General features: G+C 70.9%; 22 protein-coding genes and 2 pseudogenes. 10 read left to right on the top strand and 14 right to left on the bottom strand.

Annotated features, from left to right (window positions below; translation table 11 throughout):
* Positions 1 to 1,316: pseudogene (locus IEY79_RS18105) on the top strand (hypothetical protein); the annotation flags it as partial.
* Between the two features lie 743 nt (positions 1,317 to 2,059).
* On the opposite strand, the gene IEY79_RS38020 reads toward IEY79_RS18105, so the two are convergent.
* Positions 2,060 to 2,194: a hypothetical protein gene (locus tag IEY79_RS38020; protein ID WP_268240592.1), complete on the bottom strand. Its 135-nt coding sequence runs from the start codon at positions 2,192 to 2,194 to the stop codon at positions 2,060 to 2,062.
* Between the two features lie 673 nt (positions 2,195 to 2,867).
* Entirely contained in the window at positions 2,868 to 3,833 is a 966-nt protein-coding gene (locus IEY79_RS18100) for a pirin family protein (protein ID WP_189108529.1), read from the bottom strand.
* A gap of 136 nt (positions 3,834 to 3,969) precedes the next feature.
* On the opposite strand from IEY79_RS18100, the gene IEY79_RS18095 reads away from it, so the two are divergent.
* Positions 3,970 to 4,311: a tetratricopeptide repeat protein gene (locus tag IEY79_RS18095; RefSeq protein WP_189108528.1), complete on the top strand. Its 342-nt coding sequence runs from the start codon at positions 3,970 to 3,972 to the stop codon at positions 4,309 to 4,311.
* Between the two features lie 12 nt (positions 4,312 to 4,323).
* On the opposite strand, the gene ligD is transcribed toward IEY79_RS18095, so the two are convergent.
* The 7 genes from ligD to IEY79_RS18060 form a co-directional block, all read right to left on the bottom strand.
* Entirely contained in the window at positions 4,324 to 5,283 is a 960-nt protein-coding gene (gene ligD, locus IEY79_RS18090) for a non-homologous end-joining DNA ligase (protein ID WP_189108527.1), read from the bottom strand.
* 38 nt (positions 5,284 to 5,321) lie between these two features.
* Positions 5,322 to 5,675 (bottom strand): WhiB family transcriptional regulator, encoded by a 354-nt coding sequence (locus IEY79_RS18085; RefSeq protein ID WP_373292572.1) that lies wholly within the window; start codon positions 5,673 to 5,675, stop codon positions 5,322 to 5,324.
* An 18-nt stretch (positions 5,676 to 5,693) separates the two neighbouring features.
* Positions 5,694 to 5,888, bottom strand: coding sequence for a hypothetical protein (locus IEY79_RS18080; protein ID WP_189108525.1), 195 nt, complete (start codon positions 5,886 to 5,888; stop codon positions 5,694 to 5,696).
* Between the two features lie 161 nt (positions 5,889 to 6,049).
* Positions 6,050 to 6,547: an ATP-binding protein gene (locus IEY79_RS18075; protein ID WP_189108524.1), complete on the bottom strand. Its 498-nt coding sequence runs from the start codon at positions 6,545 to 6,547 to the stop codon at positions 6,050 to 6,052.
* A gap of 318 nt (positions 6,548 to 6,865) precedes the next feature.
* Complete coding sequence (locus IEY79_RS18070) at positions 6,866 to 7,258, bottom strand: hypothetical protein (protein ID WP_189108523.1); 393 nt, start codon at positions 7,256 to 7,258, stop codon at positions 6,866 to 6,868.
* Between the two features lie 37 nt (positions 7,259 to 7,295).
* Positions 7,296 to 7,637, bottom strand: coding sequence for a hypothetical protein (locus tag IEY79_RS18065; protein WP_189108522.1), 342 nt, complete (start codon positions 7,635 to 7,637; stop codon positions 7,296 to 7,298).
* Between the two features lie 133 nt (positions 7,638 to 7,770).
* A complete protein-coding gene (locus IEY79_RS18060; RefSeq protein ID WP_189108521.1) occupies positions 7,771 to 8,562 on the bottom strand; it encodes a VOC family protein in 792 nt (263 codons plus the stop codon).
* A 323-nt stretch (positions 8,563 to 8,885) separates the two neighbouring features.
* Between IEY79_RS18060 and IEY79_RS18055 the strand changes: the two genes are divergently transcribed.
* The 4 genes from IEY79_RS18055 to IEY79_RS18040 all read left to right on the top strand — a co-directional run bounded on the left by IEY79_RS18055 (position 8,886) and on the right by IEY79_RS18040 (position 17,034).
* Complete coding sequence (locus IEY79_RS18055; protein ID WP_189108554.1) at positions 8,886 to 9,944, top strand: cation diffusion facilitator family transporter; 1,059 nt, start codon at positions 8,886 to 8,888, stop codon at positions 9,942 to 9,944.
* Between the two features lie 94 nt (positions 9,945 to 10,038).
* Entirely contained in the window at positions 10,039 to 11,130 is a 1,092-nt protein-coding gene (locus IEY79_RS18050) for a magnesium and cobalt transport protein CorA (RefSeq protein ID WP_189108520.1), read from the top strand.
* Positions 11,131 to 11,266: 136 nt separating this feature from the next.
* Complete coding sequence (locus IEY79_RS18045) at positions 11,267 to 13,537, top strand: ATP-binding cassette domain-containing protein (RefSeq protein ID WP_189108519.1); 2,271 nt, start codon at positions 11,267 to 11,269, stop codon at positions 13,535 to 13,537.
* A 107-nt stretch (positions 13,538 to 13,644) separates the two neighbouring features.
* The gene (locus IEY79_RS18040; RefSeq protein WP_189108518.1) at positions 13,645 to 17,034 is read left to right on the top strand and encodes a hypothetical protein; all 3,390 of its coding nucleotides are present in this window, start codon (positions 13,645 to 13,647) and stop codon (positions 17,032 to 17,034) included.
* Between the two features lie 35 nt (positions 17,035 to 17,069).
* Here IEY79_RS18040 and IEY79_RS18035 read toward each other — a convergent pair whose 3' ends face one another.
* A complete protein-coding gene (locus tag IEY79_RS18035; protein WP_189108517.1) occupies positions 17,070 to 18,500 on the bottom strand; it encodes a dihydrolipoyl dehydrogenase family protein in 1,431 nt (476 codons plus the stop codon).
* Between the two features lie 128 nt (positions 18,501 to 18,628).
* Here IEY79_RS18035 and trxA point away from each other — a divergent pair, with 128 nt between their 5' ends.
* Positions 18,629 to 19,039 (top strand): thioredoxin, encoded by a 411-nt coding sequence (trxA, locus tag IEY79_RS18030; RefSeq protein ID WP_189108516.1) that lies wholly within the window; start codon positions 18,629 to 18,631, stop codon positions 19,037 to 19,039.
* 10 nt (positions 19,040 to 19,049) lie between these two features.
* Here trxA and IEY79_RS18025 read toward each other — a convergent pair whose 3' ends face one another.
* The 3 genes from IEY79_RS18025 to IEY79_RS18015 form a co-directional block, all read right to left on the bottom strand.
* Positions 19,050 to 20,240: a thiolase family protein gene (locus tag IEY79_RS18025; RefSeq protein WP_189108553.1), complete on the bottom strand. Its 1,191-nt coding sequence runs from the start codon at positions 20,238 to 20,240 to the stop codon at positions 19,050 to 19,052.
* Between the two features lie 121 nt (positions 20,241 to 20,361).
* A complete protein-coding gene (locus IEY79_RS18020) occupies positions 20,362 to 20,673 on the bottom strand; it encodes a hypothetical protein (RefSeq protein WP_189108515.1) in 312 nt (103 codons plus the stop codon).
* 129 nt (positions 20,674 to 20,802) lie between these two features.
* Positions 20,803 to 21,921, bottom strand: coding sequence for a LacI family DNA-binding transcriptional regulator (locus IEY79_RS18015; RefSeq protein WP_189108514.1), 1,119 nt, complete (start codon positions 21,919 to 21,921; stop codon positions 20,803 to 20,805).
* A gap of 177 nt (positions 21,922 to 22,098) precedes the next feature.
* Here IEY79_RS18015 and IEY79_RS38210 point away from each other — a divergent pair.
* The 3 genes and pseudogenes from IEY79_RS38210 to IEY79_RS18005 all read left to right on the top strand — a co-directional run.
* A pseudogene (locus tag IEY79_RS38210) lies at positions 22,099 to 22,392 on the top strand (alpha/beta fold hydrolase); the annotation flags it as partial.
* Positions 22,393 to 22,477: 85 nt separating this feature from the next.
* Positions 22,478 to 22,744 carry an alpha/beta fold hydrolase gene (locus IEY79_RS38205; protein ID WP_308426675.1) on the top strand — a complete coding sequence of 89 codons (267 nt, stop codon included), beginning with the start codon at positions 22,478 to 22,480 and terminating at the stop codon, positions 22,742 to 22,744.
* Between the two features lie 103 nt (positions 22,745 to 22,847).
* The gene (locus tag IEY79_RS18005; RefSeq protein WP_189108513.1) at positions 22,848 to 23,321 is read left to right on the top strand and encodes a type II toxin-antitoxin system PemK/MazF family toxin; all 474 of its coding nucleotides are present in this window, start codon (positions 22,848 to 22,850) and stop codon (positions 23,319 to 23,321) included.
* On the opposite strand, the gene IEY79_RS18000 is transcribed toward IEY79_RS18005, so the two are convergent.
* A complete protein-coding gene (locus IEY79_RS18000) occupies positions 23,306 to 24,286 on the bottom strand; it encodes a TIGR02452 family protein (RefSeq protein ID WP_189108512.1) in 981 nt (326 codons plus the stop codon). The genes IEY79_RS18005 and IEY79_RS18000 overlap by 16 nt on opposite strands.
* Between the last annotated feature and the right edge of the window lie 24 nt (positions 24,287 to 24,310).

The raw sequence follows: 24,310 nt of genomic DNA, 5'->3' as shown, positions 1-24,310 counted from the left end.
CGTGCAGGGAACTACGGTGCTCGCGGCGCTCTACGCAGTTCGATGCACCAATTGAGATGGTCTCTTACTCGTGGCGGCTGCGGGGAGCACCCATGGACGACGACCTTCAGATCGACAGCGACGAAGACCTCTTCCGTAATCCCGTCTACTACGAACCGGCTGGCCGCAACCTCGACTTGGACCGCCCCGACCTCGGCGTACCGCAAGGCCAAAACCTCCTGAGTGTGCTCCTGCGCATGCGAGGACGTGTCCCAGTCGAAAAGCGCGGGCTCATCTGCCCCGACTGCCGGGACCTCCGCGGCCGGCGCGTTCCCATGTACCTCGTCCAGCGTGACAGCGTATGGCTTGCCTCCCACTACCGGAAACCTGGGGAGAAGCCCATCAGCCACGAGTCCGACGAGCACCTCGCACGCAAGGAACGCGTCGCGAAGGACTCCGAAGATCACGGCTTCCACGCCGACATCGAGTCGCAGACCGCCGACGGGCACGCGCGCCTCGATGTACGCATCGACGGCGCCAACGGCATCGTCCTGGGCTACGAGCCGCAGCTGAGCGCCCAGACGGCCCGCGGAATGCGTGCACGGGAGGGGTTCCGGCGCCGCGGCGGTATTCAGTCGGTCTGGGACTTCGCCGACCCCGACCACGCAGGCATCGGCACCGTCCCTTACGTCCGCACGCCCAACCTGCCAGCCTCTGTCATCCGCGTGCAGAAGAACCCCATCGCCGTCCAGGATGGCAACTTCGTCCTGGAGGAGGGCCAGTGCAGCCAAAACGGCGCGCTCACCCGGTGCCCGGAGAAGCCCTACGACCCGGAGAACCCGACCGACGCCGGGTACTGCGGAGGCTGGCATCGCGTCCTCATGCCCGCCCATCAGTCAAGCACCTTCACAGGGGAAGGCGGCCTCACCCTCACCCGGTTCATCGTGGAAGCTGCGGCCGGTGAGCGGATCCCGTTCCAGCGGGGCGGCCACCACGGTTGGCTCCCCGCACAGCAGTGGAAGCAGTACCTCGAGGCGAACGGGCCCGCCCTGGACGACAAGGAGCCCCAGCCATCCGTACGACAGGGGGACCGGCGCGACAGGTGCACCGAGGACCGTTCCGCTTCGCAGGTGCGGGCTGAACCGAAGCAGAGACGTGGCAGCCGTGCCATCGTCCTTGAGTCCCGCCCCCGGGAAACCGAAGCCGCCAGGGTTCCGGTCGACGCGTCGGGTCAAGCGATCCCGCTCTGCCGCTTCGGCTGCGGTCAGCCCGCAAGCCTTCCAGGACCCGAAGGGCTGCCTGAGCACTTCTCATGCCGCAGGAAACATGAGACGTGATCTATCGGATCCGCTGACCGCCCCTCGCTGCGTCACCCAGCGCCAGAGCTCGCAATCCGCATACGGAGCTCTCCCTGCCAGCGGAAAACGCCGCCCATTGCCGCAGAGGAACAAGGCCGACTTCCAGTGCAGAGCCCCGGTCCGCGCCGCGCTCTGCCCTGTGAGTCGAACCGAGAAGACGTCCGTAAGCCGTGGGAGTCCTCTGGGACTTTTCTGGGACTTCCGGCTTCATCAACCGGCACGAGCATGAAACAACTGAAAGACCATTCAAGCAGGTCAGCGACCAAAGACCCCTCATCGCAGCAGGTCACCGCGCTAGCTGTAGCTGGTCTCTTCCGCGACAAGTGACCATCAGGAACCAGCAGCTTCTCGCAGAGCGTCGCCCTCCCTTGGCGCCCCGTAACGCCCACACCGCACATAATGCGCACGCACAAAACCCCAGGTCAGTCGTCCTTCTTCACCGGCTCAAGGATCGCCACGCACTCCACGTGGTGCGTCATCGGAAACAGCTCGAAGTTTCCGTTCGTCCTGCTCGCTGCCAATGGCCATCAGAACCTGCCCTCGCCCCACGTCCCCAGCACGAAACCGGCCTCGCCACATCAAACCGCAGACGAGGGGCGTACTACTCAAGCCAGCCGAGCCGGGAGAATTTTGTTGGCAGGGCGGAGCCGGGGGAATCCTGGCGAGACAAGTCGGCACCCTTCCGGAAACCACCGAAAGACACGCTCCCAAAGATCAGAAAGTCACAAGGCGACAAAGGACCAGATCAGCTCCCCGGCGCCGGTCTCGGCAACGAAGCCTCCCGCCATTTCGGGTGACGCTTGACCACCACCGAGGCCAATTTCTTCCTGTTCATCACTGGAGCCATCACCCTGCATGGCCAGTCCATCTCCGCTCCGGAGAGCATGATCAGTCGCGCCTTCCTCCGATTGCGCTTTCTCCACTCAGGGCGAAGGCGGATCGTCAGAAGACGTGCAGCCCGCAGCGAACCCGGATTACCAAGAGTCCTTCCACGTTCAGGCTGGCAGCAGCTCGGCCGTCGCGGGCAAAGACTCACTGCCGCTGCGCCGGGACCGCCGAGCATTCTTTTTCGACGGACGGTCGGCGCCCTTGAGCCGTCTGCCTGTGAACCGGTGCCCGTAACGGCCGTCTTCGAGAAATCTCGGGGATAGCGCAAGGCCAGCTCCGAGACCACCAACTCGGCAGGAAACGCCCGAAGGCATGAACGATTTACGGCACCTCACCCTCGCCTTTGGACAAAGCGTGCCGCCGGCACAGCTGCCCGGGTGGAGCTGGCCACCTTCACACCAACGACCGTACGACGCCAAGCCTCACGCCCCCACCGATGACAGAATCTGATTACTCGTCAGTAAGGTCAGCAAAGGGTCAGCAAGTGTTTGATCAGACCTGGTCACAGGTGCCAACACCTGCGACCGTCACGCACTCCGAAGGAGCACCCACCAGCAGGCACAGCTGAGCCCCCTCGCCGGGCCGGTGAGGGGCCTCGGCGAAGGCCACGCGGCAGACCTTCGCAGGATCAATCGGGCCAGGTCAGCGCACCCGGCCACGTGGCTTCAGGGCCACCGGGGGGAGCGCCGGGGCCGGGAGGCGGGTGCCCGCGTAGCCCGTGACGTCGCCGAAGCGGGGGGTCTCCATCCAGTCCTTGCGGGCCGCCTCGATCTCCTCGTGGGAGCGGCCGATGAAGTTCCACCACATCACGATCTCCTCCTCGAACGGCTCGCCGCCCAGCAGCATCAGGCCGGCCTCGGAGTCCGTGTGGAGCGGGAGTTCCGTTCGGCCGCAGCCGAGGTAGAGCATCGAGCCCGCCGGGACCGGGACGCCGTCGACCTTCGCCTCGCCCGACATCGCCAGGACCGCGTACTCGAAGTCGGGGTCGAGGGGCAGGCGGGCGTCGGTGCCCGGGGTGAGGGTGAGGTCGGCGCCGACCAGGGGGGTGTACGTCGTGCCCGGGGAGGTGGTGCCGTCCAGGGTGCCCAGGATGACGGTGGCCGTCAGGCCCGGAGCCGTGACCACCGGGAGGTCCGCGTGGTGCTGGAAGTGCGGGTCCACGTTCCGGTGCGCGTCCGGGAGCGCGACCCAGAGCTGGGCGCCGTGCAGGAACCGGGCGTGGGCGCGGGGGCTCTCCTCGGAGTGGCTGATCGCGCGGCCCGAGGTCATGAGGCCCAGCTCTCGGGGGCGTACCGTCTGGAGGCTGCCCAGGCTGTCGCGGTGCAGGACCTCGCCGTCGTGGAGCCAGCTGACCGTCTGGAGTCCCATGTGCGGGTGGGGTGGCACCTGCATGCCGGACTCGTCGGCGATGTCGTCCGGGCCGTAGTGATCGACGAAGGCCCACGCGCCGACCATGCGGCGCCCGAGGTTGGGCAGCAGCCGGCGTACTTCCGTGGACTCGCCGAGCTTGACGTGACGGGGGCTGAGGAGTTCACGCACCGGCTCGGCGACGACGAAGCCGCGGCCGCCGCAGACGGAGAGCGTCGCCTGACGATCAAGATTGCTCATGGCGCCCAACCTAATCCTGTCCGGTACCCGGGGGCAGCATCCACGCGATAACGGTCGCGCAGGTAGTGGAATGTTCAACCACCTTACCGTGTTGTGGAGTGACGTAAGCGATCAGCCGGGTACCAAGGGAGGGCAAGTGAACAGCACCTACTACGACTTCGGAACCGCCGCCGAGCGCTGGGCACGTGCTCAGCAGTTCTTCGACGCCCAGGAGTACGTCACGGCCGCCGGCATCCTCGAAGGGCTTGTCGCCGAGGTCCCGGAGCAGGTCTCGGCCCGGCTGCTCCTCGCCCGTGCCTACTACCACTCCGCCCGGCTCCGGAAGGCCGAGACCGAACTGCTCGCCGTGCTGGAGCGGGACCCCGTCGAGCAGTACGCGCGCCTCATGCTGGGCCGCACGCTGGAGCGGCAGGGGCGGGACGGCGACGCCGGACCGCACCTGCGGATCGCCGCCGCGCTGGCGGGCGAGACCGTGTAAACCGCACATCCCCTAGCGCAGGGCGTCCAGACGTCGCCGCGCCGGGCCGAGCGACCTGCCCCTGGCCGGAATGTCCGACCAGGGGCGGGTGCGCGCCTGCTCCAGCACGTTCGTCACCGTCCAGCGCCGCGCCGTGACCGCCGGATCCCTCAGCTGGTCCCAGCTGATCGGCGTCGCGACCGGCGCGCCTTCCTTCGGGCGTACGGAGAAGGGTGCGACGGCCGTCTGCGCGTACGCGTTGCGCTGGACGTCCAGATAGAGCCGGCCCGCGCGGGCGTCGGTGCGCTGCTCGGTCGTCAGCCGGTCCGGGTCACGGGCCGCCAGTACCCGCGCCACGTCCATGGCGAAGGCCCGTACGTCGTCGAATGCCGTACGCCGGTCCAGCCGGACGGTCACATGCAGCCCCTTGGAACCGGTCGTCATCGCCGTGGCCGGCAGGCTCAGCTCGTCGAGGAGTTCGCGGAGCAGCAGCGCGGCGGCGCGTACGGGCTCGAAGTCGTCCTCCGCAGGGTCCAGGTCGAAGACCAGCCGGTCCGGGAAGTCGGGGCGGTCCGCCTGTGACAGCCAGCGGTGAAAGGTGATCGTCGCCTGGTCGGCGAGGAACACGAGTGTCGCGACGTCGTCGCACACGGGGTGCGTGACCGTCCCGCCCTTCTTCGGCATCTCGGCCTGCCGCGCCCAGTCCGGATAGTTGCCCGGGATGTTCTTCTGCATGAAGCGTGGACCGCCGAGGCCGTCCGGGTACCGCTCCAACATCAGTGGTCTGCCCTTGAGTTCGGGCAGCATGTAGCGGGCGACCGAGCGGTAGTGCTCGACGAGGTCCGCCTTCGTGAGGTCGGGTCCCCGGTCGGTTCCCCGGCCGGCGCCGGAGTCGGCGGCCGGGAAGAGGACCTTCCGCGGCCGGTGGATCTGTACGGTCCGGCGGCCCGCCCGTACGCTCCCCTCCCCCGCGCTACCGGAGTCCGCAGTCATCGCGCTCACGCTCCTCGGCCGCGCCGGTCCCGCCGGCCCTAGTGGGTACGGGGCCGCCGCGCGCGGCCCGGTCCTGATGCCTGCCTGCCGCGCGGCGCGGGCACCCTGCGTCGTTCGTTGCGGCGCAGCCGGCGGCGTTCCTCCTCGTCCGTGCCGCCCCAAACCCCGGACGTACGGCCCGTGTCGAGCGCCCATTCGAGGCACCGGCTCTCCACCGGGCAGCTGTGGCACACCGCCTTGGCCCGCTCCGTCTGCTCGGCGGCGGGATCGGAATCCCCCACCGGGAAGAACAGTTCGGGATCGGCGCCCACGCAGGCCGCGTCCCGCAGCCAGTCCCACGCGTCGGCGCCGGAGCCCGTCCGGCTCTCGTCCGTCGTTCCTGTCTGATCGATGTGCAGCCGCGCAGTCATTCAGTCCTCTCCCCGCACCACGTTCCAGTCCTGGTCCACCGTCTCCTGGCGTCCTCGGCCGTCTCTCGTCTCGTGTTCAGCCGTCGTGACGCGCGCCGGCAGGCAGGTGCGCAACCGCCCCTCGCGCTTGGGCGGCGGGCGGAGCGTGCCCATGGGGCCCTTCGGGCCGTGGCCGCTCTCCATGTCGGTCTCCATCTCTGTCTCCTTGTTCTCCGTACGTCAGAGCGCGTACCCGACGTCTCGGGCCCAACACGGAGTACACGTCGGCATCCGTGAGGGACGGACCACGAGTTACGGGTCGCGGGCTGTGGGTTACGGGTAGCGGGTGCGGGCCGCGAGTGACGGACTGGACGCTGTCAGGCCGAGGCCAGGGACGGCACGAACGCCGGCGCCAGGGCCGCGGCCGGAGCCGGCTCCTTCGCCGCGGCGTCGGTCCCGCCCACCGGCGCGACGGGCAAGCGCAGGACGTTCTGCGGCGCCTCGACGCTCCTGGTGAACCAGACGACTTTGCCCTCTTCCGTGCCACAGGTGCCCCAGCTGTCGCTGAGTGAGGCGAGACGGGCCAGTCCGCCGCCGCCGGCCGAGGGCAGTCGGGGCAGCTCAGGACCGTTGTCGGAGACGGCGGCCGTGAGATACCGGCCGGTCCAGCGGAGTTCGACCATGCACTTGTTGTCCTCACCGACATGGCGGTGGACATTCGTCAGCAGTTCGTCGATGCCCGAGCAGACCGGGTCGACGTGCTGGTCGAGATTCCAGTGTCGAAGGTGCGCGGCGACAATGCGCCGGATTTGCGATACGCGCTCCGGAGAGGCGTGCAATTCCACCACGTAGTAACGGCTCAGTGGAATCGTCATGGTCGAAGGCTCCTCACACACAGAGGCCCACGTACTTCACCTCGTTGTAGCAACGACCCCCGAATACGAAGCGTGAGCGTCAGCCACTTCTGGGTCACTGAAAAGACTGACCCGAAGCAGCCGAATGCGCAACTTGTCGGATTCACCCACCGATTGCCCCAGCCGATGTCGGGCCGTTGTGTCTGCCAGCGGCCCGGGAGAAAACGTGCAGGTCGGAGTGGGTTCCTGGCCGGTCGGGCCGCCCTGCCGACACGGCTGGGGCGGCCGACCGAAATCGCTTACACCCGGAAGCCATGTTTACCGCCGGCTCCGGGGTTCTCAAGCACGGAGAGTGTCCAGCCGCAGCTGGGCCTCCTGCTCCTGGTCACCGGCCGCCGTACCCAGCACCTCCACGGCGAACGCGCCGCCGAGCTCCTCCTGGAGTTTGGCGACCGCCCGGTAGCCGCCCTGGACGTCCGCGGTCACCGGCCTGGTCAGCCGGGTCGGGGCGGCCTTCTCCCGTACCTCCGAGACGTCGAAGGTCGAGCTCCACACCGTCGGGCGGGCGCCCGCCACCTCCTCCGGCCGGTCGTCCGGCGCGCGGTCGGAGGCGAAGACCGTGCGCAGCGCGCCGAAGACGGCGTGCGCGTCCTCCGCCTCGCAGCCGCTGAGTTCCACCGTCACCTCTGTGTCGCCGCCCTGTGCCGACGTGGGCTTCTCTGAGCTCTTCACCGTGGGTACCTCCGCTCGGAAGTGCGCGCCGGGCCGGTCAGCCCGACGGCTCGTCGGGGACGGGCTGCTCGTGCACCCCGCCCGTGCTGGGGCTGCCGCGCCTGCCGGCGCCGGCCTCGTCCGTCTCCGGGAGTTCCGGGTCGGGCTCCTCCTCGGTGCCGGCCTCTTCCTCGGTGTCGGCCTCCTCCTCCGAGTCGGCGTCCGCATCCCGGTCGGGGTCGGGGTCGGAGTCGAGGTCGCCGGACGAGCCCAGACCCTCGACCTCCACGTCCAGCGGATCATCTCCGGGCCGGGCGTGCTGGTCGGGCAGATCCCTCGGGACGGCCTCGCCGCCGCCGCTGTCCTCGGAGTCGTACTCGCCCGGATGTCGGTCGTTCACCGTGATTCCCTTCGTCGCCGGGTCTTCGCGCGGTGGTCCCGCGGTCGCCGCGGCCCATGTGCCGAGTCCTCGCCGCTTACCCGCTCGCGGCCCCCGGAACCCGGCGTACGGAGCCCTGGCCCGGCGGCCGCCGTCAGCGGCCCGTCAGGCTGAAGAGGCCGCCGTCGGGGTCGCGCAGTGTCACCCGCTCCCCCTCCTCGTACGCGGTGGTCCCCGCCGCCACCACGACACCGCCCATCTTCTCGGCGGTCTCGGCCGCGGTTCTGACCGCCTTCACGCCGTCCACCGGGAACGAGACGTGCCAGCGCGGGCGCATGTGCGGATCCATCGCCGCCTCGATGCCACCGCTGCTTATTCGCGCCACGACGTGCCCGGAACCCCGTCCCGTACGGAGCACGACATGGTCCTTCTCGTAGCTGACGTCGATGCCGCCGGGGCCGTCGTCGCCCCAGTGCAACACCTCGCCGTAGAAGATCGCCGAAGCGATGGCGTCGTAGGTGCGCAGTTCCAGGCGGAAGGGCGGTTCGCCGAGCTCGACCGTCGCGTCGGGCAGCGGTTCGCCCTCCCAGAAGCCGAAGACGGCGCCGTCCCGGTCGGCGGCGAGGGCCGCCCGCCCCATCTCGAAGGCGAGGGGGCCCACGGCGACCGTGGCACTGCGCTCCCGGATACGCGCCGCCGTCGCGTCCACGTCGCCCACCACGAAGTACGGCGTCCACGCCACGGCCACCTGGAGGGCGGGGGCCAGCGCGCCGATGCTCGCGATCGGTACGCCGTCGGCCTCGGCCACGACGAACTGGTCGCCGAGCTCGGTCGGGCGGAAGGTCCAGCCGAGTACGGCACCGTAGAACTTCTGCGTGTCGGCGAGGTCGCGGGCCAGCAGGCTCGCCCAGCACGGCGCCCCGAACACGGGATGCCTCGGTGCCATGGCCGCTCACCTCACTCCGGTCGTGCCGGTGGATGCCCCGGTGCTCCCCTCCGCTCCCTGACGACTGTGCCAGCAGAGCACGCGGCCCGCATGTCGCCCGCGGCACCGATTCGGCCCGGGCGGGCGGGGTACACGCCGCGAAGCGGCCGGTACTTCCGGTTGATCCTCATCTACGGTGGGCCGACTTGAACCAGAGAAATACCGATCCGAAGCAGTCCGACCCCGATCCGAGCTGGTCCGACGCGAGGCAGTCCGACCCCGATCCGAGCAGGTCCGACCCGAGGCAGTCCGACCCCGGGCAGCCCGACCCCAGGCAGCCCGACATGGCGAATCCCGACGCGCGGGAGTCCGACGCCAAGACCCGCGTCACCATCCTCGTGGCCCTCGCCGCGAACATCGTCATCGCCGCCGCCAAGGCCGTCGGCGGTCTCCTCTCCGGATCGCCCGCCCTCCTCTCGGAGGCGGCGCACTCCGTGGCCGACAGCACCAACGAGCTCTTCCTGCTCACCGCGCTGCACCGCAGCCGCCGCCCCGCCGACCGCCGCCACCCCTTCGGGTACGGCAAGGAGCGCTACTTCTGGTCCCTGCTCGCGGCGGTCGGAATCTTCGTCATGGGCGGCTGTTTCTCCTTCTACCAGGGCTATCACGCCCTGGTCTCCGACACGGGCGAGGAGCCGAGCGGCTACACGGTCGGCCTGATCGTCCTCGCCGTCGCCCTGGTCGCCGAAGGCAGCTCCCTGCTCCGCGCCCTCCACCAGCTGCGCGGGCAGAAGGGCAGCGGCAAGGACCCCGCCGTACGGACCGTCGTCGCCGAGGACGCGACCGCCGTGCTCGGCGTGCTGCTCGCCATGGCGGGCATGGTGCTGCATCTGATCACCGGCGAGGTGGCCTGGGAGGCGGGCGCTTCCATCGGGATCGGTCTGCTGCTGGTGTACGTGGCGTACCGGCTCGGCGCGGAGGCGCGCGTCCGGCTCGTCGGCGAGTCCGTCGAGCCGGAGCTGCGCGGCCGGATCGCCTCGCTCCTCGACGCCCAGCCCGAGATCGACAATGTCGCCCAGCTGCTGACGATGCGGCTCGGCCTGGACTCGGCGCTCATCGCGGCCCGGATCGATCTGGTGCCGGGGCTCGACAGCGAGGAGATCGAGCTGATCTGCGTACGTATCAAGCGGTCGGTCGTCCGAACATGGCCCGAGGCCGACCATGTCTTCCTCGACATCACGGAGGCACCGTCGGAGGCCCCGTCGGACGCCCCGTCGGAGGCGTGTCCGGCCGCCACTTCGGACATCTCCTCGGACACCCCGGCCAACGTCCCGTCCAAGGTCCCTTCGGATGTCGCCCCCGGTTCGGGGCAGGACGCCGCCCCGACTCTCCGCGGTACGTAAGTCCTCCGGAAAGAGGGCCGGGGGACCGGCGACGGCGCCCGGTGGGTGGTGGCAGACTGGCCGCCGATCCTTCGAACGGAGCCCCCAGGTGCCCATGATCCGTCGCCTCCGCCGGGCGGTGCGGCGCGTCTACCGCAGCACAGTCGACCTCAGCCACCCAGCCCGGTCGCCGCTCGGCAGCGCCGTTGTGAACTGTGTGGTCTATGTGGACGGCATACGGCAGCCGGGCGACTGCCCGGCCGAGGAAGCCGTACGACGGGTCCGGAGGTCCGGCAAGGGATTCGTCTGGATCGGTCTGCACGAGCCGGACGAATCCGAGTTCAAGGGGCTCGCCCAGCTGTTCGGGCTCCACCCGCTGGCGGTCGACGACGCGGTGCACGCGCATCAGCGGCCGAAGGTGGAGAGTTATGACGACACCCTGTTCGCGGTCTTCAAGACCTGCCGCTATGTCGAGCACGAGATGCTCACCTCCACCAGCGAGGTGGTGGACACGGGCGAGTTGATGGTCTTCACGGGACCCGACTTCGTGATCACGATCAGGCACGGCAGGCACGGTTCGCTCGGCCCGCTGAGGGAGCGGCTGGAGGCGGCGCCCGAGCAGCTGGCGATGGGGACGTCGTCCGTGCTGCACGCGATCGCGGACCAGGTGGTGGACGACTGTCTCGCCGTCGCCGACGCCGTGCAGGACGACATAGACCATGTGGAGACCGCCGTCTTCAACGAATCGGCGGGCCGGGCGGGCCGGGGCGAGGCCGGGCGCATCTATCAGCTCAAGCGGGAACTGCTGGAGCTGAAGCGGGCGGTGGCACCGCTGGACCGGCCGCTCGGTCTGCTGGCGAACCGGCCGATGCCGGGTGTCACTCCCGCCGTACGGCCGTACTTCCGTGACGTCACCGACCATCTGGCGCGGCTCACGGAGCAGATAGCCGCCTTCGACAATCTGCTGGACTCGATCCTCCAGGCCCATCTCGCGCAGGTGACCGTCGCGCAGAACGAGGACATGCGCAAGATCACCGCGTGGGCCGCGATCGTCGCCGTGCCGACCATGGTGTGCGGCATCTACGGGATGAACTTCGAGCACATGCCGGGCCTGGGCTGGACGTACGGCTATCCGGCCATCGTGGCTCTCATGGCCACCGCGTGCTACGTCCTCCACCGCAGCTTCCGCCGCAACGGCTGGCTCTGACTCCCCGGTACACCCAGGCCGGTTACACCTCCTCGTGTCGACCGGCCGAGACGTACCCATGCGTTCGAAAATATGTGCGACTTTGATTGGGTACGGTGTACGCTAGCCGCTCGCCGAGAATCACGAGGAGCACTCCGTGAACATCCCAGCCGCCGACAGTCACAACGTGATCCAGGTCCGCGGGGCCCGCGAGAACAACCTGAGGGAGGTCTCCGTCGACATCCCCAAGCGCCGCCTCACGGTCTTCACCGGTGTCTCGGGATCCGGCAAGTCCTCGCTCGTCTTCGGCACCATCGCCGCCGAGTCCCAGCGCCTGATCAACGAGACGTACACGGCGTTCATCCAGTCGTTCATGCCGAGCATGGGCAGACCCGACGTCGACTCGCTGCACAATCTGAGCGCCGCGATCGTCGTCGACCAGGAGCGGATGGGCGCCAACTCCCGTTCCACGGTGGGCACGGCGACCGACGCGTACACCATGCTCCGGATCATCTTCAGCCGGCTCGGCACCCCGCACATCGGCACGTCGACCGCCTTCAGCTTCAACGCCGCCGAAGGCATGTGCGCCGAGTGCGAGGGGATCGGTCAGGTGTCGAAGATAGACATCGACCAGCTCGTGAACCGCGAACTCTCCCTGAACGAGGGCGCGATCACCGTCCCCGGTTTCCAGGTGGACGCCTGGTACTGGCAGGTCATGGTCGCCTCGGGCTTCTACGACCCGGACAAGAAGCTCAAGGACTTCACTCCCGAGGAGTGGGAGCTCTTCCTCCACAAGAGCGCGACGAAGGTCAAGGTCGGCTCCAACAACATCACGTACGAGGGACTCGTCACCAAGGTCAACCGCACGATCCTGGTCAAGGACCGGGACTCGATGCAGCCCTCAGCCCGGGCGTTCGTGGACCGGGCCGTCGTCTTCGCCGAGTGCCCGTCCTGCGGCGGCAGCCGGCTGAGCACCGCCGCGCTGTCCTCGAAGGTCAACGGCGTGAACATCGCCGAGTGTTCGGCGATGCAGATCAGCGATCTGGCCGAGTACGTACGGAAGATCGACGACCCGGGTGTGGCGCCGCTGCTCGGCAGTCTGCGGGACCTGCTGGAGTCGCTGGTCGAGATCGGGCTGGGATATCTGAGCCTGGACCGCGTCTCGTCCTCCCTCTCCGGCGGCGAGGCGCAGCGCGTGAAGATGGTGCGGCATCTGGGCTCCAGCCTCACCGACGCCACGTACATCTTCGACGAGCCCACGATCGGACTGCACCCGCACGACATCCGGCGGATGAACGATCTGCTGATACGGCTGCGGGACAAGGGCAACACGGTGCTGGTCGTGGAGCACAAGCCCGAGGTCATCGCGATGGCCGACCATGTGGTGGATCTCGGGCCCGGCGCGGGTACGGCGGGCGGGCAGATCTGCTACACCGGCGACGTGGCGGGGCTGCGCGCCTCGGACACGCTGACCGGACGGCACCTCGAACACCGGGCGCGACTGCGGGAGTCGGTGCGCGAGCCGAGCGGACAGCTGTCCATCGAGGGCGCCGATCTGCACAACCTGAAGAACGTGAGCGTCGACATCCCGACCGGTGTGCTGAGTGTGATCACCGGGGTCGCGGGGTCGGGGAAGTCCTCGCTGATCCACGGCTATCTCTCCAACAGGGACGGCGTGGTGGTGGCCGACCAGTCCCCGATCCGGGGGTCCCGGCGGAGCAACCCGGCCACGTACACAGGGCTGTTGAGCCCCATCCGTACAGCCTTCGCCAAGGCCAACGGGGTCAAGGCCGCGCTGTTCAGCGCGAATTCGGAGGGCGCCTGCCCCAACTGCAACGGTCTCGGGCTGGTCTACACCGACCTCGCGATGATGGCGGGCGTCGCCTCGGTCTGCGAGGAGTGCGAGGGCAAGCGGTTCACCCCGGAAGTGCTCACGTACCGGCTGAACGGCAAGAACATCAGCGAGGTGCTCTCCATGTCGGTCGCGGAGGCGTACGACTACTTCACATCCGGGCAGGCGCACGCGATCCTCGGCCGGCTCACGGATGTGGGGCTGAGCTATCTGCGGCTCGGCCAGCCTCTGAACACCCTGTCGGGCGGCGAGCGGCAGCGGCTGAAGCTGGCGATCCAGATGGCGGAGAAGTCGTCCGTCTACATCCTGGACGAGCCGACCACCGGGCTGCACATGGCGGACGTGGACAAGCTGCTCGCACTGCTCGACCGGCTGGTGGACGCCGGCAACACGGTGATCGTGATCGAGCACCACCAGGCGGTGATGGCTCACGCGGACTGGCTGGTCGACCTGGGGCCGGGCGGCGGGCACGACGGCGGGCAGATCGTCTTCACGGGTACGCCGGCCGATCTGGTCGCGCACGCGGACACGCTCACGGCGCGGCATCTGCGGGAGTACGTGGGTACGAGGCCGTAGCCCAGGTCGCGCGTCCGGAGGCCGTACTGGTGGAGCCCGGCGGATCGGCGGCACGGGCCGCATATATCCGCTGGGCCCACGCTCCCCCTACCGGCACAATCACGGTCATGTCACTCACCGTCGATCGTCTGCTTGTCGCACTCGAACCGCTGCCGTACCCGAAGCGGCTGGGGCACCTTGCCCACACGGTCCGTTCGCTGCCCTCGCAGGACGAACTGGTTTCCCTGGTGGACGAGTTGGCGGGCCGCGGCATCTACGAGCGACGACTCGCGGCGTTCGCCGCGCTGGTCGGCCGGCACCTGGACTTCCTGGCCGGGCGGCTGACGGACCGGGACCCGGTGGTACGGGCGTACGCGCTGCGCGCGGCCCGTACGCTTCCGCTCCCGGACGCGGCGATCGAGACGGCGTACGAGGACGCTTCGGCCGATACGCGGCAGCGGCTTGGCGAGGTGGTGCTCACCGGCGGGCGTACGGCGCTGGCGGAGCGTCTGGTCCCGAAGCTGCGTGTGCGGTGGGGTGACTACGCGGCGGCCAAGCTGCTGCCCGTCTGTTCCGCGGAGTTCGTGGCGGCGGCGCTGCCCGGACTCTCCTACGCCGTCGAGTCCTGGACCAGGCTCGGGATCAACTTCCCCGACCAGGTGCTCGACCACGTGGAACGGGAACTCGCGGACCGCCCGCGCTCCGAGCGCGACGCCGTCTGGCACCGCTGCGCCGAGGGTGTGGCCGCAGCCCTCGCCACCCGCGCGGAGCGGGTGCTGTCGATGCTGGAGCGGCACGGTCCCGACACCCTTCCGGCGGCGCCGGCCGAGCGGCTGAACCAGTTGGTGGCCGTCGACGCGGACCGCGTCGTACGGCTGCTGATCCCGAGGGACCGGGGCGGACGGTCGTACACGCCGTTCCCGTCGGCGTCCGTCCTGCGGCGGATCGTCCACGCCGACCCTCCCTCGCTGCCCGCTCTCGGACACTACTGGGCGGACCAATACCCCCGATTCTTCGCCAAGTTGCTCAAGGCGCTGCCGCCCCACCGCCGGAGCGAGTTCTTCGACCTGGCGACCGCGGGTATCGAGGTGGGCACCGACCTCGTCCTGCCGGTCCTCGCCCTGCTGCCCCGGGAGCGCCGCTGGGCGGAGGCCCGGCGGTGGGCGGCCCGCCGCCGCGAGACCGGAGGGTCCTGGTACGAGATCCTGGAGCTGGTCGCGTACGGCCCGGTCTCCGAGGCACGGCCCGAACTGCTCGCGGGAACCCGTCGCCCGGACGCGGCCGACCGGGCGAGCGCCTGGCCGCTGCTGATCGCCAACGCCGCCCGCTCCCGCGACCGCGCGGCCGTGCACGAGACGCTGAACGACTTGCCGCGGCTGCGCAACGAGCAGGATCCCGTGCGCTGCGCCGCCCTGAACGCGCTGTCGGATGTGCCCCCCGATCTGTTCACGGCCGAGGACACGCGGACGCTGGACCGCGTCCTGCTGGACGCCCTGGAGGCGCGGGACATCTCCTGCGGCACCCGGGAGGCCCTGCGGTCTCTGGCGGTCGAGCTGTTGCGCGAGAACGCGGGGCGCGGTGAACAGGCCCTGGTCGTCTGGTCGTTGGGGGCGCTGGAACGCATCGCCGCCCATGTCGGCGTGGGCCGCCTCGGTCCGCTCGACCGGACCCTGCGGCGCGGCCAGGAGCACCAGGTGCTCGACGCGCTGCGTCCGTGGCTGGACGCGGCGATGGACAAGGCCGACTACCGGCTGCTGTTCACGCTGACCAGCTCGCTCGGCACGCGCGCGCACCGGATGCCCGTCCTCCAGGGGCTGCTCGAAGAGCCCCTGAAGTACGGCGACGACAACGCGTTCGAGACGGCGGCGAGTCACTGGCTCGCGCCGCCGTCGACCCGCGACGAACGGGTGGCCAGGGTTCTGGAGCTTGAGCCGTCGGCGGCGGTACTCGCCCCGGTCGAGAGGGTTCTGACGAGGCGTCGGACGGATCTGCTGGACGTGCTGCTCGGCGGGCCGCCGCCGTACGGCCGCTTCCTCCGGCGCGGCGCGCGCCGGCCGCTGCCCGAACTCCGCGGCGCGGGGCGCTGGTTGCCGCGCCAGCAGGCCGCGGCGTGCGCCATGGCCGCGGCGGCGGCGGGTGACGAGTCGCAGCCGCTCCACAGTCGCGCCGCCGCGATCCGGGCCGCCGCGGCGGTCCCGGAGCACGGGCGCGCACTCGCCCTGCGGTACGCCGACTCCCCGGACGTGGTGCTTGCCGAGGCCGCCCTCGCCGCCCTGGTGTGGGCGGACGATCCGCGGGAGGCGCTTCCCGTGCTGCTCGCCCACGCCGGTGGCGAGCGCGCCCGGGTGGCCGTGTACGCCGCGTCCCGGGCCGCGCGATTCGTCGCGCCGTCCCAACTCTCCGAGCACCTGGGAGCGTTGCTCACCGCCGAGGACGGCGTGAAGGTGACGAGCCGGAAGGAGGCGGTACGGCTCGCGGCCACCCTCCTGCCGCTCCCCCGCGCGGCGGCACTCCTCTCGGCGGCCTTCCACGCGCCGTCCCCGCACCCCGATGTACGGGCCGCCGTCGTGGCGTTCTCGACCGGCCTGCTTTCCGAGGAGGAGACGTGGTCGGTCCTCACCGCGGCCACGGAAGGGGCGCCCCAGGTCCTTCAGGCGGTCGTACGGACTTCGGTCTGGTCCTTGCCGGAGATCCACCGGCCCCGTTACGCCCGCCTGGTGGGCGAGGTGTGCCGGGCACCGGACCCCGAGGTGGCGACCGCCGGACTGGGGGTGCTCCCCCAGTGGGTGCGGTACGCCCCCGAGGCGGTCGAGGGGCTGTCCGAGCGGGTGACCGACCTCCGCGAGGGAGAGGGGACACGCGCCGTCTGGCGGCGGGCCGTCGCGACGATCGGCAACCTGGCAGTCTCGGGCCTGCCGCACCCCGTCGGCGGCGCGGCGCCGGGAAGCCTGTTCCACGACACGCTGGCGGCGCTGCTCCCGGCGATCGCGGCCGGCGAGCCCGGCACGGCGCCGGACCGGGATCTGCCCTGCCGCCGCCGGGTGCGCTCGCTTGTGGGTGCGCTGCCCGGCAGGCCGACCCCCGAGACCCGCCCGGTGCTGGAGGCCGTGGCAGCACAGCTCGCCGCCGAGCCGTCTCTGGCCGGGGCCCGCGCGGGGCTGCTCTGCGCCCTCGTCGACATCGACGCCGACCTGCCCGAACTCACCGCTGCCTTGCGGGACTTGGCGGCCAACGCGGCCGGCCGGCCCGCTCTGGCGGTGTCGACGGCGGAGCGTATGCGCGGTCGGTTCGACCGCGTCGGCCCGCTGTCGAACCCCGCGACGGTCCTGGCGGCGGCCACTCGTCTGACCGCCACCGACGATCCGGCCACCGGCCTCCTGGCCGTCGCCCTGGTGTCCGCCAGAGGCCCCCGCCTCGGCTGGCCCGACGACTGGCGCGGGGCCCTGCACGCGCTGCGCACCCACCCGTCGGCGGACGTGCGGGACGCGGCGCTGGAGGTGCACATCCGGACGGAGTGAGCCGGGGGCTGGGGCGGGCGGCACGCGGGACCGCCTCAGCCCCGGTACGTCTCCAGCAGTCGCAGCCAGATCTCACTGATCGTGGGGTAGGACGGGACCGCGTGCCACAGGCGGTTGATCGGGACCTCGCCGGCGACCGCGATCGTCGCCGAGTGGAGCATCTCGCCGACGCCCGGACCCACGAACGTCACGCCCCGCAGGGTCTCGCTGTCCAGGTCCACGATCATCCGGGCGCGGCCCCGGTAGCCGTCCGCGTACAGGCCCGCGCCCGAGACGTTCTCCATGGCGTAGTCGACCGCGCGGACCCGGTGGCCCGCTGCCTCGGCCTCCTTGAGGGTGAGACCGACCGCGGCGACCTCCGGGTCGGTGAAGACCACCTGCGGGATCGCGTCGTGGTCGGCCGTCGCCGCGTGGGCGCCCCAGCGGTCGGTCTCCAGCAGGGGCACCTTCCGCGCCCTGGCGCCGATCGCGGCACCCGCGATGCGGGCCTGGTACTTGCCCTGGTGGGTGAGGAGTGCGCGGTGGTTGACGTCGCCGACCGCGTAGAGCCAGTCGCTGCCCTCCACCCGGCAGCTGTCGTCCACGGGCAGCCAGGAGCCCGGCTTCAGGCCGATGGAGTCCAGGCCGATGTCCTGGGTGTGCGGTGACCGGCCGGTCGCGCAGAGGATCTCGTCCGCCTCGATCCGCTCGCCGTTGTCGAGGACGACCGTGACCGGTCCGGTGCCGCCGTCGCGCTCGACCGAGGCGACGGAGACGCCCTTACGTACGGAGGCGCCCGCTTCCGTCAGGGAATCGGCGACGAGTTCGCCCACGAAGGGCTCCATACGCGGCAGCAGACCGTCGCCCCGTACGAGCATCGTGACGGACGAGCCGAATCCTTGGTAGGCCGTGGCCATCTCGACTCCGACCACTCCTCCGCCCACGACCACGAGCCGGCCGGGCACGGTCGACGAGCTGGTCGCGTCCCGGCTCGTCCAGGGATTGGCGTCCGCCAGGCCAGGCAGGTCGGGGACCAGGGCTGTGGTGCCGGTGCAGACGGCGACCGCGTGGCGGGCGGTGAGGACATGCTCGCCGCCCTCCGCGTCGGTGACGGTCACCCTCTTCTTGCCGTCGAGCCGGCCATGGCCTCGGTAGAGGGTGGCGCCGATCGAGTCGATCCAGGCGACCTGGCCGTCGTCCTTCCAGTTCGAGGTGAAGTAGTCGCGGCGCGCGAAGACGGCCGGTACGTCGAGCGGGCCCTGAGCCGACTGGCTCAGTCCCGGGACGCTGCGTGCTTCCGCGCGGGCGATCACCGGTCGCAGCAGGGCCTTGCTCGGCATGCACGCCCAGTAGGAGCACTCGCCGCCGACCAGTTCCCGCTCGACGATCGCCGCGCTCAGCCCGGCCGCCCTGACACGGTCGGCGACGTTCTCCCCGACCGGTCCCGCGCCCAGCACGACAACGTCATATTCAGTAGCTTCCGTCATGGGAACAGTCTGATGCGGCGCCTGCCGCATGGCCACACGATCTTCGGGAATGGGCCAGGAATACGGCTGTGGTACGCACCGTTGTCGGAGGCGGCTTCATTCGGAGAGAACAGGAAGAGGTATCTGGCATGGCCACTGTGGAACTCACCAAGGAGAACTTCGACCGGACGGTGTCGGAGAACGACTTCATTCTGATCGACTTCTGGGCTTCCTGGTGCGGTCCCTGCCGTCAGTTCGCCCCGGTGTACGAGCAGGCGTCCGAGCGCCACGACGACCTGGTCTTCGCCAAGGTCGACACGGAGGCGCAGCAGGAGCTGGCCGCGGCGTTCGAGATCCGCTCGATCCCGACGCTGATGATCGTCAGGGACAACGTCGCGGTCTTCGCCCAGCCCGGTGCGCTGCCCGAGACGGCCCTGGAGGACGTGATCGGACAGGCACGCGCGCTCGACATGGACGAGGTCCGCAAGTCGGTCGCCGAGGCCGAGGCCGCCGCGAAGGCGACGGGCCAGGCACCGGGCGACGGGACGGCCGGCGCGTAAGGACCGCGCGTCAGCGTTCCAGTACGAGGGCCAGTCCCTGGCCCACACCGATACAGAGCGCGGCGAGACCGGTTCCCGAGCCCGCCGCCGCGAGCTGATGGGCGACGGACCCCGCGAGGCGCGCGCCGGAGGCACCCAACGGGTGGCCGATGGCGATCGCGCCGCCGCGCGGGTTCACGACAGCGGGGTCGAGCTCGGGCCATTCGGCGAGGCAGCCCAGCGACTGGGCGGCGAACGCCTCGTTGAGTTCGAACGTGGTGAGGTCGGCGAAGTCGCGGCCCGCCTTTGCCAGCGCGCGGCGTACCGCCTCGACCGGGCCGAGGCCGAAGAGCTGCGGTTCGATGCCGGTGACGGCGGAGGTGCTGATCCGGGCGAGCGGTTCACGCCCGGTGGCCCGCAGGCCCGCCTCGTCCACCAGGAGCAGGGCGGCGGCGCCGTCGTTCAGAGGTGAGGCGTTCCCCGCCGTGACCGTCCCCGCACCCTCCTTACGGAAGCTGGGCCGGAGCTTGCCCAGTGCTTCGATCGATGTGCTGTCGCGGATGCACTCGTCGCGTACGAGCTCCACTCCCGCGTACGGCACGACCTCCGCGTCGTACAGACCCTCGCTCCAGGCCCGCGCGGCCTTGCGGTGGCTCTCCAGCGCGAACGCGTCCTGCGCGTCCCGGGTGATGGCGTGCTTGTCGGCGATCTGCTCGGCGCCCTCGCCGAGCGGCACCGTCCACTCGGCGGGCATCCCGGGGTTGGTCATGCGCCAGCCCAGCGTCGTGGAGTACATCTGCTGATGGCCGGCGGGAAAGGCCCGCTCGGGCTTCTGGAGCACCCAGGGTGCGCGGGACATGGACTCGACGCCGCCCGCCACGACGACCGACGCGTCGCCGAGCGCGATCGCGCGCGCCGCCTGGATGACCGCTTCGAGCCCCGAGCCGCAGAGCCGGTTGACGGTGACGCCCGGGACGGAGACGGGCAGCCCGGCGAGCAGGGCGGCCATGCGCGCCACGTCGCGGTTGTCCTCGCCGGCCCCGTTCGCCGCGCCGAGCACGACATCGTCGATCCTGGCCGGGTCGAGTTCCGGCGTACGGTCCACGAGCGCGCGCACGACATGGGCGGCGAGATCGTCCGGTCGTACCGAGGAGAGCGCGCCGCCGAACTTGCCGATCGGTGTGCGGACGGCGTCGACGACGTAGACGTCACGGATGGTCATCGGATCGCTCATCGGCTCTCTCCCCTTGAGTCGGCGTGAGTCAGCTGTTCACTGACGCACTCTTTCATGGGAGGTACACGCGGGCCGAGGGGGAGAGAAGGGGCCCGGGCGCCCGGGCCGGTCAGCTCGTCCGGGGCTCCGCGGCACCCCAGGTCGTGTCTGGGGTGTCGACGACGCGTGCCGTCAGGCCGTAGTCGACCTCGTAGCCGTCGATCAGCAGACCTTCGACGGTGCGGGTCTCCGGGTCGATGTCCGCGACCATGCCGCCGCCCTCGTAGCGCGGATAGCCGGACTCGCCGGTCTCTCCGGTCGTCTCGACCACGGCGGAGCGCAGCGCGGTCGCCGCGTCCGGCGGACCGTCGCCGCCGGCGGTGTGCTCCGGTACCAGCAGGATCTCGAAACGCCGCGGGTAGGAGTGCCAGGCAGTGCTCATGCTGGTGACGCTAGACAACGGGAGGGCGGCCCGCATGTCCGGCGGGGTGACCGGATCCGGCTCGCCGGGTCCGGTCCGCCGGTCCGGCGGGTCCGGTCCGCCGGGCATCGCCTCCTCAGGAGGCCTGCCTCAGCTCGACTCGCGCCGCACGGCCAGCGCCCCCATCAGATCGTGACGCTCCGGTTCACCGCCGGGATCGCGCACCACCCGGTCGACCAGGGCCGCCAGCCGCTGCCCGGTGACGAGGTCGATCCGTACGGTCGAGAGCCTGGGCCGGAGCAGCTTGCCGAGCAGCAGATTGTCGGCGCCGAGCACCGCCACGTCGCCGGGGATGTCGACACCCGCGTCCTGGAGGGCCCTCATCAGGAGCATCGCGTATTCGTCGTTGTAGGCGTACACGGCGTCGAGGTCCAGGCCGCCCCAGCGGGCGGCGAGCGCGCCGGCCGACTCCTCCGTGTACGACAGTGGCACCGGCTCCACACGGGCGCCGGTGGACGACGCGGCGGCCGCCCGCGCACCGGCGAGCCGGGGCTCCGAGAAGAGCTCCAGGCCCGGTTCCTCGGGCATCACGACGCCGATCCGGCGGCGTCCACGCTCCAGCAGATGGTCCACGGCACAGTTGCCGATCTCTCGCTGGTCCATGACGAGGGCGTGAGCGCCCTCGACGCGCCGCGGTCCGAGGGTGATGACGGCCTTCGCGCCTGAGCGCTTGAGTATCTCGACCCCGTGCGGGGTGAGGGCGATCTCGCCGAGGGAGACGACGGCGACCGGGCGCAGTTCGGCCCAGGCGCGGGCGGCCTCGTCGCCGTCGAGGCCGAGGCTGCCGTACTGGACGACGGTGTAGTCCAACCGCCGCAGCGCCCACTGGAGTTCGTTGAGGAAGCGGCTGTGCAGGGGGCCGATGGGGACGTGTGCGGTGGGAAGCAGGACAATCCTCGTGTGTCCCGCGCGCAGGCTGCGCGCGGCGGCGTGGGGGATGTACGCGAGTTCTTCGGCGGCCTCGCGGACCTTGCGGCGGGTGGGCTCGCTGATCCGTACGGCGGAGGTGTTGTTGAGGACGTACGAGACGGTGGCCCTTGAGACTCCGGCCAGCCGGGCGACGTCGGCGCTGGTGGGGACGGGACGCTCGGCGGGGCGGCCCACGAGGCGTTCGGCACGCGTTTCGGGGGGCCGCGGAGAGGGCGGGGAAGTCCTCGCGGAGGGTCTTGGGGACGGCTGCGGGGAGGGCTGTTCAGGTAACTGGCTCATCGCCCCCCGCATCCTTCCAGACGGGTCTTCGGCGGGATCCGCCGCCCGGGGTCCCGTTCGATCACCCCATGGAGAAGGCGCTTTCGGGCGCTCCTACGTACGAAAGGGATCGTCTTGCGACTGCACACCCACACCTGGGGCGAGGGCGACCGCGTCGCGCTCCTGATCCACGGCATCATGGCCGACCACCGCACGTGGCGACGGGTGGGGCCCGAACTGGCCACGCGCGGACTGCGCGTGGTCGCCGTCGATCTGCGCGGCCACGGCGCCAGTGGCCAAGGGGCTTACGCGCCGGAGGACTTCGCCGACGATCTGGTGGAGACGCTGCCCGCCGGGGCGGAGGTGGCGATCGGCCACTCCCTGGGCGGCATGGCGCTCGCGCTCGCGGTGGAACGGCTCGCGCCGCGGCGTGCGGTCTACTGCGATCCGGCCTGGCATCTGCCGGGCCCGGGGGCGGGTGAGACCGAGAGCGCGGGACCCGCGCGGCTGGCGGCGGCCAAGACCCTTTCCCTGCGAGGAGATAACCACGCTCAATCCCCGCTGGGAGGAGGTGGACGTGGACATCGAGCTGGCGAGCCTCGCGGTGTGGGACGAGCGAACGGCGTACGGCATCGCGCCCGCGTTCGGCGCGGATCTGCGGCCCGCACGGCCGGTGGTGCCCTCGCTGGTGACGATCGCCGATCCGAGCCCGATGGTCTCGCCCGAGGACGCGGTGGAGCTGCGGTCGCGCGGCTTCGAGGTCCGGACGGTCGAGGGCGCGGGGCACACGGCGCACCGCGACGACTTGGACGCCTTCATGGCCGCGCTGAAGGGATGGATCTGAGCGGAGGAGGCGGCGACGGCATGGGGGGCGACCACAGAGTCGGGCACGGAACCGGGCCGACCCGGGCGCCGGCCGGGGGCGCGCAGGCTCTACCTTCGGTCGGATGAAGCCCTTCACCGACTCCGGCGCCCCCGACCACTCCCCCGAGCCCCAACTCCCCGGCAGGAGCGGTCCCTCCGCCACCACCGAGGCCGATCCGCGCGACGTGGGGCCCGTACGCACCTCGTACGCGCCCGACAAGGACGGCGATCCGGATCCCGGCGAGATCGTCTGGACCTGGGTGCCTTATGAGGAGAACGACGGGCGCGGCAAGGACCGGCCGGTCCTCGTCGTGGCCCGCGAACCGGCCGGGACCCTGCTCGCCGTGCAGCTGTCCAGCAAGCGGCACGACCGGGACCACGAGTGGGTGCCGATCGGGGTCGGGCCGTGGGACCGGCAGGGCCGTGAGTCGTGGGTGGACCTCGACCGGGTGCTGCGGATCCACGACAAGGGCATGCGGCGGGAGGCGTGCGCGCTCGACCGGGGGCGGTTCGGCCGGGTCGTACGGCGGCTGCGGGAGCGTTACGGCTGGCGCTGAGCCGGTATGCGGGGGCCGCCCGATCCGCCGGGGCCCGAGCCGCCCGGTCCGTCCTCGGCCGCGTCCTCGGCGCCGTCCCTCGCGCCGTCCCTCGCGACGTCGTGGACGACGTCGCTGGCCACGTCCGCGAACGTACGCCGGAAAGCGGCCGACGTGGCGGAATCGGCCGTCCGGTCGAGCACCGCGAAGACGACCTGGTCGAAGTGGCCCGAGAACCGGCCGCCGCCCGCTCCGGACCCGTCCGGCGGCGCGACGAGCAGCGCCCGGAAGGCGCCGGCCACCTCCGCCGGGTCGTTGCGGAAGACCCCGCACCCCCATGCCCCGAGCACGAGGCGCCGGTACCCACCGGTCACCGCCACCTCCAGGACCCGCTCGGCGCGGGCCGCCAGCGTGGCCGGAATTCGCGGGCTCTCCTCGGGCCGGTCGCGCGCGACGACCCCGGCGTTCGGGGCGGGCGAGGTGAGGAAACCGACGGTGAACGGGACGTCGAGCAGCCGCCCCCGGTCGTCGCGGAAGACGGGTACCCCGGGCGAGTGGATCACGCGGTCGCTGTAGAACGGGCTGCGGTCGGCGCGGTGGCGCGCGTAGTAGTCCGGGGCGCGCAGCAGGGTGACGTAGAGGGCGGAGGCCCGGCAGAGCGCCTCTTCCTGGGCCTGTGCGCCGTTCAGGTAGCCGCCGCCCGGGTTGCGCGCCGAGGCGAAGTTCAGAACGGCCACGGGACCCGGCGCCGCCGAGGTGATCCGCCGGGCGGCCTGGAGGCTGCTCTCGCCGGTGACCTCGAAGGATGTCGTACGGGAGGTGTCCGGGGTGACCGGTACGGGCTCGGGCCCGTACAGCCGCGTGCCCTCGGTCGCGGCGGTCAGCAGCGCCGCGAGTGACACCTGGCGGCCGTCCTCCGCGCGGTATCCGCCCGCCTCGACAATCTCCTCGGTGTGCTTCGCGATCCCCCGCAGACGTGCGCTCATGCCAGGCATCCTGGGGGAGAAAAC

The sequence above is a fragment of the Streptomyces camponoticapitis genome (assembly GCF_014646115.1).
GTDB lineage: Bacteria > Actinomycetota > Actinomycetes > Streptomycetales > Streptomycetaceae > Streptomyces > Streptomyces camponoticapitis.
Note: the sequence above shows the minus strand (reverse complement) of the source record. Positions and strands in the feature narration are given on the sequence as shown.

Excerpts from the sequence above, each read along its gene's own strand:
- IEY79_RS18015 (WP_189108514.1), bottom strand. The coding sequence starts at position 21,921 with ATGAGCCAGTTACCTGAACAGCCCTCCCCGCAGCCGTCCCCAAGACCC.
- IEY79_RS18055 (WP_189108554.1), top strand. The coding sequence starts at position 8,886 with ATGGCGAATCCCGACGCGCGGGAGTCCGACGCCAAGACCCGCGTCACC.
- IEY79_RS18005 (WP_189108513.1), top strand. The coding sequence starts at position 22,848 with ATGAAGCCCTTCACCGACTCCGGCGCCCCCGACCACTCCCCCGAGCCC.
- IEY79_RS18025 (WP_189108553.1), bottom strand. The coding sequence starts at position 20,240 with ATGACCATCCGTGACGTCTACGTCGTCGACGCCGTCCGCACACCGATC.
- trxA (WP_189108516.1), top strand. The coding sequence starts at position 18,629 with ATGGCCACTGTGGAACTCACCAAGGAGAACTTCGACCGGACGGTGTCG.
- IEY79_RS18060 (WP_189108521.1), bottom strand. The coding sequence starts at position 8,562 with ATGGCACCGAGGCATCCCGTGTTCGGGGCGCCGTGCTGGGCGAGCCTG.
- IEY79_RS18080 (WP_189108525.1), bottom strand. The coding sequence starts at position 5,888 with ATGGAGACCGACATGGAGAGCGGCCACGGCCCGAAGGGCCCCATGGGC.
- ligD (WP_189108527.1), bottom strand. The coding sequence starts at position 5,283 with ATGACTGCGGACTCCGGTAGCGCGGGGGAGGGGAGCGTACGGGCGGGC.
- IEY79_RS18075 (WP_189108524.1), bottom strand. The coding sequence starts at position 6,547 with ATGACGATTCCACTGAGCCGTTACTACGTGGTGGAATTGCACGCCTCT.
- IEY79_RS18100 (WP_189108529.1), bottom strand. The coding sequence starts at position 3,833 with ATGAGCAATCTTGATCGTCAGGCGACGCTCTCCGTCTGCGGCGGCCGC.
- IEY79_RS18000 (WP_189108512.1), bottom strand. The coding sequence starts at position 24,286 with ATGAGCGCACGTCTGCGGGGGATCGCGAAGCACACCGAGGAGATTGTC.
- IEY79_RS18020 (WP_189108515.1), bottom strand. The coding sequence starts at position 20,673 with ATGAGCACTGCCTGGCACTCCTACCCGCGGCGTTTCGAGATCCTGCTG.
- IEY79_RS18050 (WP_189108520.1), top strand. The coding sequence starts at position 10,039 with ATGATCCGTCGCCTCCGCCGGGCGGTGCGGCGCGTCTACCGCAGCACA.
- IEY79_RS38020 (WP_268240592.1), bottom strand. The coding sequence starts at position 2,194 with ATGCAGGGTGATGGCTCCAGTGATGAACAGGAAGAAATTGGCCTCGGT.
- IEY79_RS18040 (WP_189108518.1), top strand. The coding sequence starts at position 13,645 with ATGTCACTCACCGTCGATCGTCTGCTTGTCGCACTCGAACCGCTGCCG.
- IEY79_RS18035 (WP_189108517.1), bottom strand. The coding sequence starts at position 18,500 with ATGACGGAAGCTACTGAATATGACGTTGTCGTGCTGGGCGCGGGACCG.